This window comes from Peptoniphilus sp. HMSC075B08, from assembly GCF_001815405.1.
Taxonomy (GTDB): domain Bacteria; phylum Bacillota; class Clostridia; order Tissierellales; family Peptoniphilaceae; genus Peptoniphilus_A; species Peptoniphilus_A harei.
The window spans coordinates 4,571-20,646 of record NZ_KV820450.1 but is presented as its reverse complement, the minus strand read 5'-3'; the positions used below and the strand labels follow the sequence as shown (position 1 = coordinate 20,646).

The following is a 16,076-nucleotide window of genomic DNA, read 5'->3' as shown; positions in this document are numbered from 1 at the left end:
AGAAGACTATGAGTTTTATTCTCCAGTCTTTTTTTTATTTTTAAAACTTATCCCATAAAAATAAAATTTTATCGCATAAAAATCACAAAAATTATGAGTATTTTAAAAATATTAAGAAGTCTTATCAAAAACTTGTAAAAAAATTCTTTTAGTGTTAGTATAAAAATAAAGGAACACCCCTAGGGGGGTATAGGAGGTAATATGGAAAAGAAATTTGATGTCAGTGGCATGACTTGTTCGTCTTGTGTCGCCAATATCACAAAAGCTGTTGAAAAGCTTGACGGTGTAAGTGGCGCCAACGTCAACCTCATGACCAACTCAATGAAGGTAAATTTCGATGAAAATATAGTAGATGATGAAAAAATTATAGGTGCTGTGGAAAAGATTGGCTATGGAGCAAGCCCAGCTGGTGAAAAGACAAAAAAAGAAGATAAACCACTTGATGACAGAGAGAATGCCCTAAAGCATAGGCTTATATATTCAATTATCTTTATGGTGATTCTCATGTATATAGCTATGGGGCCTATGATTCACTTGCCAACTCCAGGAATCTTTCATGGAACAGAAGGGGCTATTATCTTTGCCTTTTCACAATTTCTCTTGGCCCTTCCTGTAGTTTACATCAACAGGGACTTTTACATCTCTGGCTTTAAGGGACTGAAGAACAGGGCTCCAAACATGGATAGCCTTGTTGCCATTGGTTCTCTTGCAGCCCTTGTCTATGGAATCTTTGCCATTTACATGATGGCCTATGGCTTTGGCCAAGGAGACATGGAACTTGTAGATGCCTACAGGCACAACCTATACTTTGAGTCTTCAGCCATGATTCTTACCCTTATAACTGTGGGAAAATACTTGGAAGAAAAGTCCAAGAACAAGACAAGGTCATCTCTTTCAAATTTAATGGACCTTGCCCCAAAGATGGCAACAGTAATAGAAGATGGCGAAGAAGTCGTGAAGAATATTGAAGATGTAAGAGTGGGAGATATCTTGCTTGTAAGACCTGGCGAATCTGTGGCAGTTGACGGCAAGGTCATTGAGGGTGCATCTTCTCTTGATGAATCGGCAGTGACTGGGGAGTCAATCCCAGTTCAAAAGTCTGTGGGCGACAGGGTAATCTCTGCTTCCATTAACACAACTGGATCTTTTAAGTTTCAGGCAGAGAAGGTTGGAGAAGACACAACTATTTCTCAAATTATAAAATTAGTTGACGAAGCCAACCAGTCCAAGGCTCCTATAGCCAAGCTTGCAGATGAAATTGCCGGGGTCTTTGTGCCAGCAGTCTTAATTATAGCTGCCCTAACCTTTGTAGTTTGGATGGCTCTGGGCTACGGATTTGAAAATGCCCTTAACTTTGCAATTTCTGTTTTGGTTATTTCTTGTCCTTGTGCCTTAGGCCTTGCAACACCAGTTTCAATAATGGTGGCAACAGGCAAGTCTGCAGATTTTGGACTTCTCTTTAAAAATGCAGAAGTTCTAGAAAATCTTCACAAGATTGATGTAATTGTAATGGATAAGACTGGGACAATCACTGAAGGAAAGCCAATCCTAACAGATATTGTGACAGACTTAGATGAAGAGAACTTCTTAAAAATTGCTGGGTCTATAGAGAAAAATTCCCAACATCCATTGGCTTCAGCAATTATAAATTACGCACAAGAAAATGATATAGACTTAGAAGAAATCACTAACTTTAATTCAGTTAGTGGCAGGGGCCTAAATGGAGAAGTAGCAGGAAATAAGTATCTTGCAGGAAATATTGAATATATGCTTGAAGAAAAAATTGACCTAAAGGACTTTAAGTCCAAGGCAGAAGAACTTGCAGGAGAGGGCAAGACTTCCATGTACTTTGCCAATGAAAGTGAAGTCCTTGGTATAATTTCTGTCAAGGACCTTCCTAAGAAGTCATCAAAAGATGCAATTAAACTCCTAAGAGATATGGGCAAAAAAATAATTATGCTAACTGGAGACAATAAAAAAACTGCAGAAGCAATTGCTGATGAAATTGGAGTTGACCAGACTCTTGCAGGACTTCTTCCACAAGATAAGAACAAGGAAATCGACAAGATCCAAAAATCTGGCAAGAAGGTCCTAATGATTGGTGACGGAATCAACGACGCCCCATCCCTTGCCAAGGCCGACATAGGCATGGCAATAGGTCATGGAACAGACGTGGCAATTGAGTCATCAGACGTAGTCCTAATGAGGTCAGACCTTTTAGATGTTGTTTCAGCCCTTGAACTTTCCAAGGCTACAATCAAAAACATCAAGCAAAATTTATTCTGGGCCTTTTTCTACAACACAATTGGAATTCCTCTTGCTGCAGGTCTTTTATTCCCAGCCTTTGGGATAAAACTTTCCCCAATGTTTGCAGCCTTAGCCATGAGTTTGTCCTCAGTCTTTGTTGTAAACAATGCCCTAAGACTAAGAAGGTTTAAACCAAGGGGAGTGAAAAAATCTTTGGAAGAATCAAAGTCTTCAAGTGAAAAAGAAATTGTAAAAGAAGAAAATCTTATAGAAAAAAATGAAAAAACTACTAAAATAAAAGTAGAAGGCATGACGTGTGGCCACTGCGAGAAAAGAGTTGCTGATGCCCTAGAAAAAACTGGCAAGGCAAAAGATGTTGTGGCAAACCACGAAAATTCTTCTGTAGAATTTATAGACCAGGGTATAAGCCCAGAAGAAATAGAAAATGCCATTGAAGAAGCAGGTTATAAAATTATTAAAAATAAAGGAGAAGATAATATGGAAAAAATTTTAAATGTTGAAGGAATGTCTTGCAACCACTGTACAGCTACAGTAAAAAAGGCACTAGAAGGTCTTGACGGCGTAAAGGAAGCTGACGTTAGCCTAGAAGGAAAGAATGCAAAAGTAGAACTTGACAAGGACGTGGCAGATGAAGCCCTTGTTAAGGCTGTTGAAGATGCAGGATATACTGCAAAAATAGCAAAATGAGAGCTGACAAGGAAGTCCAACTTAGGAAATTAAAAACTGTCAGGGGGCAGATTGACGGCCTTATAAAAATGGTGGAGGAAGACAGGTACTGCCTAGACGTCTCCAACCAGCTTATGGCCTCAATCTCCATCCTCAAAAATATAAATAAGGATGTCCTGACAGCCCACCTAAGGGGTTGTGTCAAGGATTCCTACTCCAAGAGCCAGGAAGAAATTGACGAAAAAATCGAAGAAATCAACACTATAATAAATAAGTTGTCAAAGTAGGTCTGATATGAAATTTAAAAAATTATTTTATTTGTTAGTGGCCTTAATTTTTCTCACAGCTTGTAAGAAGGACGAAAGTCATGAGATAAAATTTTCCACTGGAGAAGTTTATAAATTTGAATCTTTAAGCGTGGAAGTAATTACAGATGAAGAAAAAATGACTACAAGAGAGATTTTCTCTTCTGAAGACAATGAAGAAAAGTTAGGAGAGATAATAAGTCTCTTGGAAAATTGCAAAGTAGTGGACCAGGGATATTCCTATGCTTCAATCCCAGATTACAATTCTTTATTAATTAATCTACACAATAAAGATGAGGAAGATACAATATATATGTACAACTCAGAAAGAGATAGGGACACAAATAAATTTCACTATTCTTTTTATGGAAAGCTTGGCGGCCAAGAAAGTCCTACACTCTTATCCGATGACGACTTGATTTCAGAAATAAAGTATATAGTTGATAAATAAAAAAGATCACGGTAATTTTTACCGTGATTTTTTTATGTTTAAATTTTTACCAGGTGCAGAGGCCTGTTTTTTCTTGGATTTTCCAGAGAATCCTCATAAAGAATCTACTTTCATAAAAGTCTTCGATAGGTAAGGTGTAATCGCCATCTTCATTATTCCAAATTCTTGAGTAGTAGTCCTTCATTTCCCCTGCCATTGGTGAATCTTTTTTCATTTCAACTGCAAGATTTGTCTCAAGGTTAAAGTTGTCCAGGTTTCTCCTTGTATAGTTGGCTGATCCAAGGATGGCAAGTGGGTCCTTGTCCTTGAAGTCGAAGTAAATAAATTTTGTGTGGAACTGCTCGCCAGATGTTTGGTACCAGCGAATATTTATGTCAGGATAGTCTTCCTTTAGTTCGCTTAGGGCAGGCCTATTTGGTGATCCATTTTTCTCAAGACCAAAGGCATCCTTATTTAAATCTGCAATGATTTTTACATCAACACCACGCTTTGCAGCTTCACCAAGTTCTCTTAAAATCCTAAATTCTGATAGATAGAAGATTCCGAGATTTATCTCGTCGCCCTCTTTACTTTCCCTAATATTTTTTGAAATTTCATCATAAATTTTACCTTCAGTGATGACCTTTAACTTGTAAGGAGAAGTAACTTCTTCTGCCTTAAAATTTTCTATTACGTCAGGTAATTTGTCAAAAAATATGGACTCAGACTTAATTAAATCTTCCATGGACTTGCCACGAAAGACCATGGCCACATTGGAGTGGTGGGCTGATGGGTCGTGGGGATTTGCCGATGCAACTAAAGCTTCCTTTTCTGAAATCAAGACCTTCCTGTGGTTGCCCTTGAAGTTGGCCAGTTTTAAAATTGACCTCACATTTACCTTGTCGGCATCCTTGTCAAAAAAGTTTTTGATCCAGCCACCACCAGATGTTCCAAACCACTGGAGATAGGCCCTGTAAATTCCAGATACAAGGGCGTTGGAGTCACGCATCTTGTTTAGGTCAGTGACTACAACTTCAATTCCATTCTCACGAAGCCTCTTTAGATTATCTTCTTCATAGGCCCCGTAAAAATTATTTATTGGGTCTGTGACAAATAAAATTGGCATATTTGGATTTTCTTTTTTCTTTGCAATTAAGAGGTCCGTCATCTCTTCCACTTGACTTGGGAAGGTCATGGAGTCTGGGTACTCGTCGTTAAAGAGGAAGAAGTCCACCATGAGAAAGTCCTGGGCATTTTTTATAAGGTCCATCTCTCGCTTAAAGATCCTCTTCTCGTGAAGTCTCTTTCCATCCTTTAGATAAGTCAAGTCGTACAAAAACTCGCAGTCAGCATCCACAAAGTCAGATGACAGGTTGGTGCCAGGGGGATTTTTAGTACTCAAGCTGTATATAATTGGAATAATAAATAATAAAATAAGTATCATAATTTTCTTTTTCTTTTTCAAAATCTTCTCCAAAATTTAAAATTAGTTTGTGGGAATCAGGTCTTGTACCCTTGTCCCAGTACTTCCATAATCTCTATCAAACTTAATATTATATCTTCCTGTATTAGGATATCTAAGATAATAAAATATTTCCTCGCCATTTCTTAAGTTTTCATTCTTGCTCCACTCAATGCTTGGATTGTGAAGGATTTTTTCTATCTCTTCTCTGTCCTTCTCATTTTTTAAACTGACAATTTTTGGATATTCAAGGATTTCTATCTCAGCCTTGCCAGATCCATCGTAGCCAGTGAAGTGAAACTGAATTGTGAGAGGGTCCATGGTCACATAGGCGTCAGGCTTTCGCATCTTTACATAATAAAAGCAAGTGGAAATTATTATTAAGATTGCAAAAATTATAAAAGCCACATTCTTTTTATTTCTTAAGTCCTTCTTAGCCATCAATAAGCCCTCCTTTTCCCCTATTATATCAAAAATATTTATAAAAAATTAAAATAATTGACAAAGTGTTATAGACTGTTATATAGTGTTATGTAACAAGGAGGCAAAATGAAAATTATTTTAATAAATGGATCCTCAGTTCCTCTTTATGAACAGATAAAGAATGCTATAAAAGAAAATATCTTAAAAAACAAGGTTAAAGAAAGAGAGCAGCTTCCTTCTGTGAGGACTCTTTCTAAGGATTTAAAGGTAAGCATTTTGACAGTGAAGAAGGCCTACGACGAACTAGAAGAAGAAGGATTTGTCGAGTCTAGGCAGGGTCTTGGGACCTTTGTGGCAGGCAAAGACTCAGAGGTCAAGAGAGAAGAAATGCAAAAGGAATTGGAGAATCACTTGCAAGAAGTCATAAAATTATCTGCCGATTTAGATTTAGATAAGGAAACAATTTTGGAATTATTTGAATTTTTATACAAGGAGGGCTTGGACTATGACGAATAAAATTGAAGTTAAAAATTTGAAAAAGACTTATGACAATTTTGTCTTGGGAGAAGATTCCTTTGAAATAAAAAAGGGATTTATCACTGGATTTATTGGAAAAAACGGAATGGGAAAGACAACAACTATAAAGTCTCTCTTGTCCCTAATAAATTATGAGGGAGAAGTATTTGTGGACGGAGAAGATGCAAGGAATTTAAATTATCTTCAAGATGTGGGGATAATTATGGACGACTCCTTCTTGTCAAAGGACTGGAAGATTTCTCTTGTAAATGAAGCCATGAAGTGTGGCTATGAAAATTGGAAGGAAGAAAAGTTTTTTGAATATGTCAAAAAATTTGGAATAGAAAAAGATAAAAAAGTTAGGGAATTATCTCGTGGAATGAAGATAAAGCTTATGCTTTCTATTGCCCTTTCTCACGAGGCAAATCTCTTGATATTAGATGAGCCAACAAGTGGGCTTGACCCAAGTATGAGAGATGAACTCACAGATATTTTAAAGGACTTTGTGGAAGACGAAAATAACACAGTGCTTTTTTCCACACACATAACTGAAGACCTAGACAGGATTGCCGATTATATAATTTTTATCGACCAAGGAAAGATTGTCGAAAATTCTAGCAAAGAAGATTTTCTGGAAAAATATTTGCTTTTAAAGGGAGGGGAAGAAGATAGAGAACTTTTAAAAGATTTTGATCTTCTTGGCATAAAATCTTCAGACACTTCCTTTGAAGCCCTTGTAAAAAATATAGATAGAGAAAAAATTCCAGATGAATTAATTCTTGAAAAGCCAGATATAAATAAAATTTTAGTTTTATATGGGAGGAAGAAATGAAGGACATTAAAAAAATTATGAAGCTGGATTATATTTCAATTAAGCCCTATTTCACAATAAAAAATCTTTTAATAATGATTATACTCTATTTAGTTTACTTTTTTATGACGAAAAATCCACTAATAGCAATCTCAATGCCCCTATTGTTTGCCATGATTTATTCCTCTTACCCTTTCCTTGTGGGAGACGAAGCTGGTATAGATTCACTTTACAAAATTTTTGGCATAAAGGGAGATAAAGTTGTGAAAGGAAGATATGCCTTTGCCTTAATTTTATTTATGGCAGCGATAATTATAGGACTAATATTTTCCCTTGTGGCATCATTTTTTGTGAAATTCGATATAAAAATTGTCCTTCCAATTATTGGGTCTTTCTTTATAGTTTTTGTTTTTTTGATTTCTATGCAGTATCCCCTTTATTTTAAGTATGGATACAAAAAGGCAAAGACACTTTCAGCTATTAGTTTTGTAGTAATTGCCCTCTTTTCCTTCTTTAGTATGACCTTCAGGAGTTCTTTAAAAGACCTACTTAATTTAATGACTAATAATAAATTAATAAGTCTTTTAATTATCCTATTTATAATTTTTACAATAATTTCTATTTCAATAAAGCTTTCAGAAAAATTTTATAAAAATAGAGATTTATAAAAAAATAAGGTGTTGGAAAAAATCCAGCACCTTTTTCTTTTATAAAATTATTCGTCGAAGCCACCTGTGTAGAGCTTGTAATAGATTCCCTTTTGTTCAAGTAGGTCTGCATGGTCGCCTCTTTCGACTATCTCGCCATTTTCCAAGACGATAATAACGTCAGAGTTCATAATTGTTGAGAGCCTGTGGGCAATGACAAAGGTTGTTCTGCCCTTCATGATTTGGTCCATGCCCTCTTGGACAATTTTTTCTGTACGAGAGTCAATTGACGATGTCGCCTCGTCTAGGATCATAACTGGTGGGTTGTAGATTTCTGCTCTTGCAATAGAAAGAAGTTGCATTTGCCCTTCAGATAGTTCGCCACCTGAACCACTTATCATGGTGTCATAACCATCCTTTAGGTTCTTGATAAAGTCGTGGGCGTTAGTCCTCTTTGCTACTGCAATAGTTTTTTCCATGTCCACATCTTCTACAGAATAATTTATATTTTCTGCAATTGTACCTGTAAAGAGGTGGGTGTCTTGGAGAACCATGCCAAGAGAGGAACGAAGGTGGTCCTTCCTAATCCTCCTAATGTCTATGCCGTCAAAGGTGATTTCTCCACTGTCGATTTCATAAAACCTATTTATAAGGTTGGTAATAGTTGTCTTGCCGGCACCTGTTGCCCCAACAAAAGCAACCTTTTGGCCAGGCTTTGCATAGAGGTTTATATCTTTTAGGATTTTCTTCTTTCCATCGTAGGAGAAGTCAACATTTTTAAAGCGAATGTCTCCCAAGAGTTCTCTATACTCGTCAGTCTTGAGGTCGTGCCAATAATATTTTTCTTCTCCATCAACAACTTTTACAACTTTTTCAACTTCGCCAGAGTAGGCTTCTGGCTCAACTTCAAGGAAGTCAAAAATTCTTCTGGCACCTGCTATGGCAAGGACCACAGAGTTTATGTTACCACCAATTTGTCCCATGGGACCTGTTAAGGTTCTTGAAAGTTGTAGGAAGGAAGCCACCACCCCAACAGTGATGCCAAAGCCACCGTGAACTGCCATAAGGCCACCGATTAGGGCAAAGAGAATATATTGAAAGTTTCCAATTCCAAAAATTATTGGGAAGAGGAATAGTCCCAGTCTGTTGGCTATCATGGTGTTTTCCATTAATTCTTCGTTAATTAGCCTAAAGTCTTCTCTTGCATTTTCTTCCTGGTTAAAGACCTTTACAACTCTTAGGCCGTCAATCATCTCTTCAATGTAGCCGTTAGTCTTGGCAAGAGATTTTTGCTGGTTCAAGAAGAAGTGAGAAGACTTGCCACCAATTACATTCATGGTAAAAATCATAAGTCCCACTGTCAAAATTATTATAAGTGACAGGAAGAAGGACTGTGAAAACATGGCGATTAAGACCATGATAATTGTTATGGCAGAGGACACAAAGGATGGGAAGGATTGGGCTATCATTTCTCCAAGGGCCCTGACATCATTTGTGTAGTAGGACATAATGTCCCCGTGACTATTTCCATCAAAGTAGGAGACAGGTAGGGATTGCATCTTCTTAAACATAGTCTTTCTCATCTCGCCAAGAGTTGTTTCAGATATTGAAACCATAAGTCTTGAGTAGGTGAAGGAGCAAATAACCCCAATTCCTAAAAATATTCCCATCTTAATTAGCATGGCTAAGAGATTAGAAAAATCTGGGTTTGAACTATTTACCAAGGGGATGATGTAGTCATCAATTAAAAATCTCATAAAAAGTGACACAGAAATTGTGGCAAAGGATGAAATTATTACCATAAGGGCAACTCCTAGGAGTTTAAACTTATGCCTTTTAAAGATAAAGGAGAATAATTTTTTTGCCGCTTCCTTATTTTCAGGAGATGTAATTTTTGTCTTATTCTTCTGCATCAAAATCACCGTCACTTTCTTGAGTTTCATTAATTTCCCTATAGATTGGACTCTTTTCTATAAGTTCTTCATGTCTTCCTATGGATTCAATTTCTCCCAGATCAAGGACTAGGGTGTAGTCAGTGTTCTTTAGGGACTTGATCTTTTGCGAAATCAAAATCTTTGTCATGTCTGGCCTTAATTTATTAAGTGAAGAAACTATTTTTTCTTCAGTCTTGTTGTCAAGGGCAGAAGTTGAGTCGTCCATAATTAAAATCTTTGGATTTTTCAAAATTGACCTTGCAATAGAAATTCTCTGCCTTTGGCCACCAGAGAAATTTGTTCCTCCCCTTTGGACCTTCATGTCCAAGTCTTTTTCAGGATCTATGAAGTCGTCACAAGAAGCAATGTAGAGGGCTTCTTTTAACTCTTCGTCACTTAGGTCATCTCCAGCCCATTTTAAATTTTCACGTAAGGTCCCTGTGAAAAGTTGATTTTTTTGTAGAACTACAGAAACTTTGTCACGAAGAGACTCTAAGTCATAGTCACGAACATCTTCTCCTCCAACATAGACAGTCCCCTTTGTTGGATCAAAGAGCCTTGCAATAAGACTAATAAGTGTAGACTTACCAGAACCTGTTGGCCCAATCATACCCACATAGTCGCCAGGATTTATCTTTAGATTAATATTTTTAAGGACTGACTTGTCCAAGTCGCCAGAATAAGAAAAGAAGACATCATCAAAAACAATTTCTCCGTTTTTTACTTCCTTAACAGAGTCTTCTGGGCTGACAATAGAAGGTTTAGTTGCAATAACTTCATTGATACGTCTTATGGAGTTTCTCGCAATGGTAATTTGAACTAGAATCATTGACAGCATGAGAAGGGAAATTTGAATTTGAATTGCGTAAGTCACAAGTCCAGTAAGGGCACCAGTTGTCATCTTGCCAGCCACAATAAAGTGACTTCCCAACCAGGCAATTAATATTGTCATAAGATAGGTGGAAAAGTTCATTAAAGGATTGGAAAAAGCTAGGAGCTTGGAAGCCTTGATATAATTATTTTGTAGGTCATCAGAAACTTCGTTAAACTTTTGAATTTCCTTTTCTTCTTTTACAAAGGACTTGACCACACGAATGGCAGATAGGTTTTCTGACACATCTGTGTTGAGCTTGTCTGTAATCTTAAAAACTTTTTCAAAAATTGGGTAGGCTCCTTTTATTATAAGTCCCATCCCAATCCCTATTAGGGGAATAATAATTACAAAAGTTGGAGCAAGGTCCCTTGAAAGTCTAAAGGACATGATAAAGCAAAAGATTAGGGTAAGGGGCGAACGGATTGCCATCCTTATAGTCATCTGAAAGGCCATTTGCACTGATTGGACATCAGTTGTCATACGAGTGATAAGGGATCCAGACTTAAACTTGTCCATATTCTCAAAGGAAAAGTCTGTTATGTTTTTAAACATTGAGGCCCTCATATTTTTTGCAAGACCACTTGATGCCTTAGTGGCAAGATAGCCCGAGATCACTCCAGTGGCAAGGGAAATGCCTGCTGCAATAAATAAAATTATTCCGTACTTAATTATATTTTGAGAGGAGTTAACCAAGATCCCCTGGTCTATTATTTTTGTCATGAAGAAGGGGATTGATGCGTTCATCAAGACCTCTAGCAAAACAAAAAAAGGCGAGAGCACAGCGTACTTTTTATACTCGCCTAGGTTATCGAAAATTACTTTTAACATATAACACTTCCTAAATATATATATTTAATATAAAACAATTACCCAAATAAGATTTATTAAATCTAATTTAAAAACTTTAGTACATTATACTCAAGATTTACTCAAACTATTTGTAATTATAAGATATTTGTAATAATATATAACTAACAAATATATGGAGGGATAATATGACAGACAACAAAAAAGAAAAAGATTTAATAGAAAACTCAACAACTCTTTCTGATGCAAAGAAGAAAGAAATGAAAGCAAACATGGACCAACAAAAGGAAATTAACTCAGAAGATAGACCAGATTCTGATATCTATGCAAAGACTGAAGGACAAGATCCTGAAACAGGAATCGAAATTCCAACAGACGAAGAAGTTGAAGAAGCTAAAGAATGGGTTGACAACGAAAATAGAATGTAATTTTTAGGGCCTAGTGATAGGCCTTTTTTTGTAAAAAATATAGGAGTTTTTATGGATAGCAAATTTTTAAACTGGCTCCTTGGAATAAGGAACGACGTCTTAAATAGGTACATGATTGCCATCACCCATCTGGGAACTGGAGGAGCAATTTGGCTTTTTACAGTTTATATCCTCTTCTACTTAGGCTTTAGGGTTGAGAGCATAAATGTAATACTTGCCCTTATCTTTAACGGGATAGTCTGCAACCTCTTCTTGAAAAATATCCTAAAAAGAAAGAGACCGTCTTGGATAAATAAGGTAGAGCTCCTTATAAAGGATCCCACAGACTTTTCCTTTCCATCAGGCCATGCTTCATCTTCCTTTGCCGCAGCCCTGACAATTTACTTTTACTTTAGGGGGATGGGGATTTTCTTTCTTGTGATAGCAGGCCTAATTGCCTTTTCAAGAATTTATCACTTCGTCCATTATCCCAGCGACGTAATCATTGGGGCAATCATTGGAATAATAATAGCCCTTCTTACAAAAAACTACTACGACAAATTTATACTGGATTTTATGCAGGTAAATCTTCCCTTTTTATTTGGACCTCTTCCTAAGATCTGAAAAGAAGCTAGAGATTTGGCTTGCACATTCTCTTTCCAAGATACCATACTCATAATTAATCCTATGATTAGTTATGAGTTTTTCTATTTTTTGGTGGGAAACTACAGCACCAAACCTCTTGTTGCGGGCACCAAAATATAAATTTTTGATTCGTGCATTTAAAATTGCTCCCACACACATTAGGCACGGTTCAAGGGTGACATAGATGTCACAGCCTTCTAAGTGATAAGAATTTAAATGTCTTGAGGCCATGGATATTGCCATGATCTCTGCGTGGGCTGTGGGGTTTTGTAAGTCCTCTTTTTTATTGTAACCATATCCAATTATTTTATTATTTTTTACGACGACACATCCAATGGGCACGTCATCTGATAAGAGAGACCTGCGGCCATAGCGGATTGCCTCTTTCATAAACTTAATTTCCATAAAAATATTATATCAAAATGAAAAAAATAAAGAAGAAAGTCTCATACTTATTCAAATAAAAGAATATATGAATAATAAACACTGTGTTATAATATGATAAGAAGTAGTCATTAATTTATAAACTATAATCTTATAAATATAAATGACTAGAATAAGTTTTGAAAATAAAGTTTTAAAATGTAAATCGATTATTCATACAGCAAATTAATTTTAATTGAAATATATAGGCTGGACTTACAGCAGGGAGGAACAAATGACTTTTAAGATAATATCCGACTCCTCATGTGATTTAGATAAAAAGACATTGGACAATTTAGACTTAGAAATTTTTAAAATAAATTGTGTAGATGAAGAGGGTCAAGACCTATCTGAAGATATGTCCAATAAGGAAATCTATAAAAAAATGAGAGAAGGATTCTTTTTTAAGACAAGCCAGATAACTTTTTACGAGTACCTAAAGAAGTTTGAAAAGTTTGCAGAAGAAGGCACAGATATTATTTGCCTAACCCTATCCTCAGGCTTAAGTGGGACCTATCAAAATGCCTGGATGGCAAAAAAAGAAATTGAAGAAAAGTATGACATAAGAGTTGAGATAGTGGACTCACTTGCAGCATCAGTTGGCTTTGGACAAATTACTTACTTTGCAGGACTGGCTGCAAAAAATGGTGCTACTTACGATGAAGTACTAGACCTTCTTAAATTTTTGGTGGAAAAAACAAGGCACATCTTCACAGTTTATGACCTTAAATATCTCTATGAAGGTGGAAGAGTCTCCAGGACCAAGGCAAAAATTTCAAACGTCCTAAATATACTGCCAATACTAGAAGTTGATGAAGAAGGAAGAATATATTTGTCAGAAATAGTTCGTGGCAAGAACAAGTCCTACAAGAAGATGATGGAGATGATGGACGAAAAGACTTCATCAGATGGGTCAGATAGGGTCTTCCCAGTTTATGCTGACGATATAAAAGTTATTGACCCACTTATAAAAAAATTAGAAGACAGGGGCTATGACAAGTTCCTATCCTTAGAGGTGGGACATACTATTGCAGCCCACGTGGGGCCAGATATTTTCGGCCTAGCCTATCTATCAGAAAACATACCAGAAAAATTTAAAAAGTATTTAGATTGATTTTAAAATTAAAAATACACAAAAAATTAGGAAGTCACGCGACTTCCTTTTTTAATTTCTTAAATTTTTATAATCTCATGCTTTTTTAATTCTTAGCGCAGACTTATTTAGCATCTTCCTCAGTGAATAAAGGGCAATAGCAAATACTACTAGTTCTGATACAACTGCTCCGAAGAAGAGGTATTTCACTCCAAATAAGTGAACCATTAGATAAATTGAAAGGAAAAGTGAAACTGATCCTCTCAAAATATTTATTATGATGGAATACTTGGGGTCTCCAATGGCAGATGAGAGGGATGCAATAAACAAGTTGTGACCTGCCAATAAAAACATAAGGGCGTAAATCCTCATTGGCCTAATGGAAGATGAGATCATACTTTTATTCTCCAAGAACATATTGAACTGAGTTTCTGATCCAAAATAGGAGATGGCATACATAATCACAGAAATTATAAAGACAAAGACAAAACTCATCTTTATAATCTTTATGGACTTGTCTCTTTCCTTGGAACCATGGTAGTAGGAAAGTAGGGGCAGAGTCCCGTGGCAAACTCCCTGGAAGGTGGAGTTGGCAAAAAGTGACATGTAATTTATAACTGCGTAGGCAGAAAGATATTCTGGTGAAAGATACTTTATTATAAATAAGTTAAAGATAAAGACAAAGGTTGCAGTGTTTAGTTCAGAGATAAACTCTCCAAAACCATAGACAACAGTCTTTTTTAAATAATGAAAGACTTCTTTAGCACTCATCTTAATTTTTACAAAGCGAAGGTAACCCTTGGCGGCCCTAAAGTGGATAAAAAATATGAAGCAAGACAAAAATTGTGCAATGCCCGTTGCAAGGGCAGCTCCCCTTACTCCCATTTGAAATTTGTGGATTAAGATGTAGTCTAAGATTATATTTGTTACACAAGCAGAAACTGCACCAATAATTGCAGTCCTAGGAAAACCGTCTACCTTTACCAAGACCTCAAAGGCATAGGAAATGATGTAGAAGGGCGAGAAGAAGACAATGACAGACAAGTAGTCGTGAGATAGGTGGAATAGAGTTGAGTCTGCTCCTAAAAATCTTATTATTTGATTCATAAAAATTATTGCAATAAGGGCAAGCACTACAGAAAAGGCCAGGATAAATAAAATTATAAAGGTAAAGACCTTGTTGGCCTCGTCCCTGTTTCCCTTGCCTAGTTCTATTCCTATAATAGTTTGTGATCCAACACCAGTTATAATTGCAATTGCAAAAAGGAAGTTCACATAAGGCACAACTATTGTTACAGCCGATAGCTCTAGCTCGCCGGCAAAGTTTGCAACAAAGAATCCGTCAACGATTGTGTATATAGAAAAAACCCACATTGCAATAATGGATGGGATTACAAACTTAAAAAATTGTTTATTTAAACTCATATAACACCTCTAATCTAGTAATTATATATTAATTATTTTTTTTAGGCAATAAGCTAGTCAATAACATATTCTATTACAATTTTTATAAGTCTTTGTTATAATAAGCTTAATAAAAAAAGGGAGGAAGATTATGAAACCAATTATAGGAATTTCTGTTAACTCACTTAGGGATATTTCTCAAAATGACGTTGGACAAATTGGAGTAGAAGGCCAAGACTGGCAGCTAATAGCAGCAGATTATATTAGGGCAGTTGAAAGAAATGGTGGAATCCCAATTTTAATTCCAAACATAAAGACTATGGAAGATATGAGGACAGTTCTAGACAAGATTGACGGACTTCTCTTATCAGGCGGTCATGACGTAAACCCAAGGACCTATAACGAGAGAAACTCTGGCAAGGCTGGTAAGTTCGACAACTTAAGAGACCACGAAGAAATCTTTATGACAGAATACGCCCTTGAAAAGGACATCCCTTTCTTGGGGATATGTAGGGGACTTCAAATCTTAAACGTGACACTTGGAGGATCTATCCACCAAGATTTGCCATCAGCAGGTTTCCCAGCTCACTCTATGAGTAACTCATTAAGGAACGAACCATCCCACGAACTTAAAGTCCTAGAAGACACTCCACTTTTTGATATCTTTAAAAGAGAAGAAATCTGGACAAACTCCTACCACCATCAAGGAATAAACGAATTGGGAAAGGGATTAAAGAAAGCTGCCCTATCAGAAGAAGGCCTAGTAGAAGCAGTTTACTTAGATGACAAAAAATTTGCCCTTGCAGTCCAATGGCACCCAGAAATGATGTACGACGACAAGGAAATGAATATGATTTTTGAAAAATTTATTGAAGCTTGCAAGTAAGTTTATAAATTTTTTAGAAAATTAAGGGGTTGTTGCAAAAGATCCCTATATAGAAAAAAGACGAGGAAACATAAA

16 protein-coding genes are annotated in these 16,076 nt (G+C 36.3%); 10 read left to right on the top strand and 6 right to left on the bottom strand.

The window, feature by feature from the left end; genetic code table 11:
- The first annotated feature begins 201 nt into the window (after positions 1-201).
- From HMPREF3023_RS05225 to HMPREF3023_RS05215, 3 genes are read left to right on the top strand one after another with little or no spacing between them, the layout of a single operon-like run.
- A complete protein-coding gene (locus HMPREF3023_RS05225) occupies positions 202-2,955 on the top strand; it encodes a heavy metal translocating P-type ATPase (protein ID WP_070701412.1) in 2,754 nt (917 codons plus the stop codon).
- Positions 2,952-3,221 (top strand): metal-sensing transcriptional repressor, encoded by a 270-nt coding sequence (locus HMPREF3023_RS05220; protein ID WP_005955077.1) that lies wholly within the window; start codon positions 2,952-2,954, stop codon positions 3,219-3,221. The genes HMPREF3023_RS05225 and HMPREF3023_RS05220 overlap by 4 nt, the downstream gene beginning before the upstream one ends.
- 7 nt (positions 3,222-3,228) lie before the next feature.
- Positions 3,229-3,690, top strand: a complete 462-nt coding sequence (locus HMPREF3023_RS05215) for a hypothetical protein (RefSeq protein ID WP_070701410.1) — start codon at positions 3,229-3,231, stop codon at positions 3,688-3,690.
- Positions 3,691-3,736: 46 nt separating this feature from the next.
- On the opposite strand, the gene HMPREF3023_RS05210 is transcribed toward HMPREF3023_RS05215, so the two are convergent.
- Positions 3,737-5,134: a phospholipase D-like domain-containing protein gene (locus HMPREF3023_RS05210; protein ID WP_210400915.1), complete on the bottom strand. Its 1,398-nt coding sequence runs from the start codon at positions 5,132-5,134 to the stop codon at positions 3,737-3,739.
- A 21-nt stretch (positions 5,135-5,155) separates the two neighbouring features.
- Entirely contained in the window at positions 5,156-5,572 is a 417-nt protein-coding gene (locus tag HMPREF3023_RS05205) for a hypothetical protein (protein ID WP_070701406.1), read from the bottom strand.
- Between the two features lie 108 nt (positions 5,573-5,680).
- Here HMPREF3023_RS05205 and HMPREF3023_RS05200 point away from each other — a divergent pair, with 108 nt between their 5' ends.
- Genes HMPREF3023_RS05200 through HMPREF3023_RS05190 form a run of 3 tightly spaced genes read left to right on the top strand, consistent with a single transcriptional unit; the run spans position 5,681 to position 7,549 of the window.
- Positions 5,681-6,070: a GntR family transcriptional regulator gene (locus HMPREF3023_RS05200; protein ID WP_070701404.1), complete on the top strand. Its 390-nt coding sequence runs from the start codon at positions 5,681-5,683 to the stop codon at positions 6,068-6,070.
- Positions 6,060-6,902: an ABC transporter ATP-binding protein gene (locus tag HMPREF3023_RS05195; RefSeq protein ID WP_070701402.1), complete on the top strand. Its 843-nt coding sequence runs from the start codon at positions 6,060-6,062 to the stop codon at positions 6,900-6,902. Before HMPREF3023_RS05200 ends, HMPREF3023_RS05195 begins: the two co-directional genes overlap by 11 nt.
- A complete protein-coding gene (locus tag HMPREF3023_RS05190) occupies positions 6,899-7,549 on the top strand; it encodes an ABC-2 transporter permease (protein WP_070701400.1) in 651 nt (216 codons plus the stop codon). The genes HMPREF3023_RS05195 and HMPREF3023_RS05190 overlap by 4 nt, the downstream gene beginning before the upstream one ends.
- A gap of 47 nt (positions 7,550-7,596) precedes the next feature.
- On the opposite strand, the gene HMPREF3023_RS05185 is transcribed toward HMPREF3023_RS05190, so the two are convergent.
- Positions 7,597-9,441, bottom strand: a complete 1,845-nt coding sequence (locus tag HMPREF3023_RS05185) for an ABC transporter ATP-binding protein (protein ID WP_070701399.1) — start codon at positions 9,439-9,441, stop codon at positions 7,597-7,599.
- A complete protein-coding gene (locus tag HMPREF3023_RS05180) occupies positions 9,428-11,164 on the bottom strand; it encodes an ABC transporter ATP-binding protein (RefSeq protein WP_070701397.1) in 1,737 nt (578 codons plus the stop codon). The genes HMPREF3023_RS05185 and HMPREF3023_RS05180 overlap by 14 nt, the downstream gene beginning before the upstream one ends.
- 167 nt (positions 11,165-11,331) lie before the next feature.
- On the opposite strand from HMPREF3023_RS05180, the gene HMPREF3023_RS05175 reads away from it, so the two are divergent.
- Positions 11,332-11,571, top strand: coding sequence for a CDIF630_02480 family spore surface protein (locus HMPREF3023_RS05175; protein ID WP_070701395.1), 240 nt, complete (start codon positions 11,332-11,334; stop codon positions 11,569-11,571).
- Between the two features lie 51 nt (positions 11,572-11,622).
- The gene (locus HMPREF3023_RS05170; RefSeq protein ID WP_070701393.1) at positions 11,623-12,174 is read left to right on the top strand and encodes a phosphatase PAP2 family protein; all 552 of its coding nucleotides are present in this window, start codon (positions 11,623-11,625) and stop codon (positions 12,172-12,174) included.
- Here the strand turns inward: HMPREF3023_RS05170 and HMPREF3023_RS05165 are convergent.
- Positions 12,148-12,600 (bottom strand): nucleoside deaminase, encoded by a 453-nt coding sequence (locus HMPREF3023_RS05165; RefSeq protein ID WP_070701390.1) that lies wholly within the window; start codon positions 12,598-12,600, stop codon positions 12,148-12,150. The two genes, HMPREF3023_RS05170 and HMPREF3023_RS05165, sit on opposite strands and share 27 nt — an antisense overlap.
- Before the next feature lie 253 nt (positions 12,601-12,853).
- On the opposite strand from HMPREF3023_RS05165, the gene HMPREF3023_RS05160 reads away from it, so the two are divergent.
- Positions 12,854-13,732, top strand: coding sequence for a DegV family protein (locus HMPREF3023_RS05160; RefSeq protein ID WP_070701387.1), 879 nt, complete (start codon positions 12,854-12,856; stop codon positions 13,730-13,732).
- Positions 13,733-13,807: 75 nt separating this feature from the next.
- Here the strand turns inward: HMPREF3023_RS05160 and HMPREF3023_RS05155 are convergent, their stop codons facing one another.
- Entirely contained in the window at positions 13,808-15,136 is a 1,329-nt protein-coding gene (locus HMPREF3023_RS05155; RefSeq protein WP_070701385.1) for an MATE family efflux transporter, read from the bottom strand.
- 130 nt (positions 15,137-15,266) lie between these two features.
- Here HMPREF3023_RS05155 and HMPREF3023_RS05150 point away from each other — a divergent pair, with 130 nt between their 5' ends.
- Positions 15,267-16,001: a gamma-glutamyl-gamma-aminobutyrate hydrolase family protein gene (locus HMPREF3023_RS05150; protein ID WP_070701383.1), complete on the top strand. Its 735-nt coding sequence runs from the start codon at positions 15,267-15,269 to the stop codon at positions 15,999-16,001.
- Positions 16,002-16,076: the final 75 nt, after the last annotated feature.